We start from the raw sequence: 2,751 nt of genomic DNA, 5'->3' as shown, positions 1-2,751 counted from the left end.
TTGCTTAGGTCCCAACACCGTCAATCCCCCTGCATTCACAAGCAAATTGAATCAGTGAAGGACCCTCAAATCAAGAAGAGTTTTTCAACACAATACGCCCTTTCGGTTCCCTCTCTCTATTTTCTGGTTTTCTCTGCACCAGTGGGATCTCCGTTATTTCGCGCTACGTAGCCCTTGCTCCGCCGCCAGTTTTTTGCTGAGCGAACCTCACGCCAAACACCATCCGCTATGTGGCTCCCCTTCTGCCCGACCATCACCCTGCTGACCTTTTTTTTGCGGTCAGCACGGTGCTGGCTGAACAGAAGAAAGAGATAAGATGCTCCCCATACCGACCAACATTCCAACACAAAACAACCACCGCGTTGCGCTTTACCTACCGGACCAGTCGCAGAGCGATTTCGATCGGTTGGAAGACATGACTGCAGACGGCCTCGCAGCTGCCCGACGCGCGCTCTGTGCTATGAAGCACTGGCAGAACCCCACCAACCGCGCGCTACTTGCGGAGGTCGCTGAACTGACCAACAGCGTCGCCAAACGCAGACTGCTCAATGACCGGTTTTGTGATGCGGCCAGCGCAGTGATTGCGCACATGTCTCACGGCTGTTTTGAGGCTGAGCCAGGCGCCGACGCCGGACAAATTACTCACGATCTGAACCAAGCTCTGCACCTCTCAAATCGGGTGCGCGATTTGCTCGCGGCGGAGCGGGACGTGGGCTGGCATCGCGGAATGCGCGACTAATTCGCAACATTCTTTTCAGCAAAAACAATGGCCTGACGAGCAAACTGTCAGGCCTACGCATTTTTTAATCAAACCGGCTTGGCGGATTTCGAAACGGTGCATCTTCTTCAACAACGACGCCGGGACACCTGTCCCAAACCCACGAGGATCACTTTGATGACCAAGCCCATCGCCGATACCACACCACAGTCTGCACGCCCCAATACATCCGTAGAAGTTCTCGTTGGACTTCTGGCAGAGCGCTACATTGCGACGCTTACAGCCGCAAACGACAACCACGCACCTCGCCCCAAACAGGAGCAATAAATATGGCCCTACTTGTCGCACTCTACGCGCGCTACTCGTCTGTCCTTCAGGACGTCAGTTCAATCGAGGACCAGATCCGCCTCTGTTGCGCCTATGCGGACAGCCAAGGCTGGGAAGTCACTGCAATCTACCGCGACAAGGAGATTTCCGGGCAGTCAGCAGCACGTCCTGACTATCAGCGCATGTTACGCGACTCCAAAAATGGCGCGTTCAACATCGTTCTCGCAGAGTCTATCGACCGCCTTAGTCGCCGAACGGCGGATATCACCGACCTTCGCGATCAACTCGCGTTCCAGGGCCAACAGCTCTACGCCGTCAATGTCGGCGAGATCACACAGTTTCATGCGGCAATTCTAGGCGTCGTAGCCGAACAATTCTCTAAGGATCTCGGCGCAAAAACCAAACGCGGTCAGGTCGGCTCCACACATCGCGGTCGTGTGGCAGCTGGCATGGCATATGGCTACGATGTTTCACCTGGCACGGACCAGAACCGCGTCATCAATGAAGAGAAGGCGGACGTCGTCCGTCGTATCTTTGAGGATTTCGCAAACGGGTTGGCACCAGCAAAGATTGCGGCTGCCTTAAACGCCGAGGGCATCTCTGGCCCGTCCGGTGGCCTCTGGCAATCGTCTACCATTCGCGGCAACGCAAAGCGGCAAACCGGCATTCTGCGCAACCGCGCCTACATAGGTCAGATCGTTTACGGTCAGATGCAGTTTCGCAAGGATCCGAAGACAGGGAAGCGCACGTCAGTTGCTGGGGACAACCCGCTCACTGTCGATGCACCTGACCTGCGGATTGTTCCGCAGGACCTCTGGAACGCGGTTTCTGGTCGCTTGCAGTCCATCTCCCGAGAGATGGCCACAGACCCGGAGACAGGACTGGCTCTCAATCGATCACACAGAAAGGTATTTCTGCTCTCAGGGCTGCTGAAGTGCGGGAGCTGCGGCGGCAACATGGCGATCCAAGGCAAAGACCGCTACGGCTGCTCCAATCGCAAGCGCACAGGCACTTGTGACAACGCAACCACAATTACGCGACAGAAAGTCGAGGGCCGTGTGCTCGCAAGCCTGAAGGACAAACTTCTGGCGCCGGAGAACCTGCAGGATTTTGTCTCGCAAGTCAGCAAGGCGCTCACCGCAGAGCAACAGTCAGCAGGCGGCAATCAGAGGGCACTGGAAAAGGCGATGGCATCAATAGATGTCAAGATCAGCCGCATGCTGGACCAAATCGAAGACGGTGCAGGTCACTCTGCCCTCTTGATGGAACGACTTGAACAACGCCAAGCCGAGCGTATGGCTCTGATCGCCGATCTCGACGCCCTCCAGCACAACAAGAAGGAGCCCTTTGTGATGCCTGACCTGCCTGCGGCCTATGGCGCACTGGTGCGGGCTCTGGAGGACACTCTGCGAGACCCTAATGTCGTTCAGCGCGCCCATGAGGCTCTGGCAGACATGATCAAGGCCATTGCTCTGTTGCCCGATCCTGAAGCTCAAGACGGATACACGATCACGCTGCATGGCGATTGCGTCGGTATATTAGGGGCTTACGGGGGTTTTCAAAAAGAAAAACTCCCAGAGGCTGTAGGCCTGCTCGGGAGTCAATTTTCTGTGGTTGCGGGAGTAGGATTTGAACCTACGACCTTCAGGTTATGAGCCTGACGAGCTACCGGGCTGCTCCATCCCGCGACGCTTTATGTTGGCCTA

Annotated in this window: 3 protein-coding genes, 1 tRNA gene and 1 pseudogene; 3 read left to right on the top strand and 2 right to left on the bottom strand. The window is 56.1% G+C overall.

Translation table 11 applies throughout. The features are described 5' to 3' along the window. Positions 1-316 precede the first annotated feature (316 nt). The 3 genes and pseudogenes from QOL67_RS21950 to QOL67_RS22120 form a co-directional block, all read left to right on the top strand. Entirely contained in the window at positions 317-739 is a 423-nt protein-coding gene (locus QOL67_RS21950) for a hypothetical protein (protein ID WP_283428129.1), read from the top strand. 156 nt (positions 740-895) lie between these two features. Continuing rightward, positions 896-1,045: a hypothetical protein gene (locus QOL67_RS21945; protein WP_283428128.1), complete on the top strand. Its 150-nt coding sequence runs from the start codon at positions 896-898 to the stop codon at positions 1,043-1,045. Positions 1,046-1,047: 2 nt separating this feature from the next. Then, positions 1,048-2,106: pseudogene (locus QOL67_RS22120) on the top strand (recombinase family protein); the annotation flags it as partial. Between the two features lie 132 nt (positions 2,107-2,238). On the opposite strand, the gene QOL67_RS21935 reads toward QOL67_RS22120, so the two are convergent. Both QOL67_RS21935 and QOL67_RS21930 read right to left on the bottom strand, forming a co-directional pair. Further along, positions 2,239-2,565 (bottom strand): hypothetical protein, encoded by a 327-nt coding sequence (locus QOL67_RS21935; protein WP_283428126.1) that lies wholly within the window; start codon positions 2,563-2,565, stop codon positions 2,239-2,241. A 91-nt stretch (positions 2,566-2,656) separates the two neighbouring features. Continuing rightward, a tRNA-Met gene (locus QOL67_RS21930) sits at positions 2,657-2,733 on the bottom strand. Positions 2,734-2,751 lie beyond the last annotated feature (18 nt).

This window comes from Shimia sagamensis (assembly GCF_900182745.1).
In the GTDB taxonomy this organism is placed as follows: Bacteria; Pseudomonadota; Alphaproteobacteria; order Rhodobacterales; family Rhodobacteraceae; genus Shimia; species Shimia sagamensis.
Note: the sequence above shows the minus strand (reverse complement) of the source record. Positions and strands in the feature narration are given on the sequence as shown.

Excerpts from the sequence above, each read along its gene's own strand:
- QOL67_RS21950 (WP_283428129.1), top strand. The coding sequence starts at position 317 with ATGCTCCCCATACCGACCAACATTCCAACACAAAACAACCACCGCGTT.
- QOL67_RS21945 (WP_283428128.1), top strand. The coding sequence starts at position 896 with ATGACCAAGCCCATCGCCGATACCACACCACAGTCTGCACGCCCCAAT.
- QOL67_RS21935 (WP_283428126.1), bottom strand. The coding sequence starts at position 2,565 with ATGCAGCGTGATCGTGTATCCGTCTTGAGCTTCAGGATCGGGCAACAG.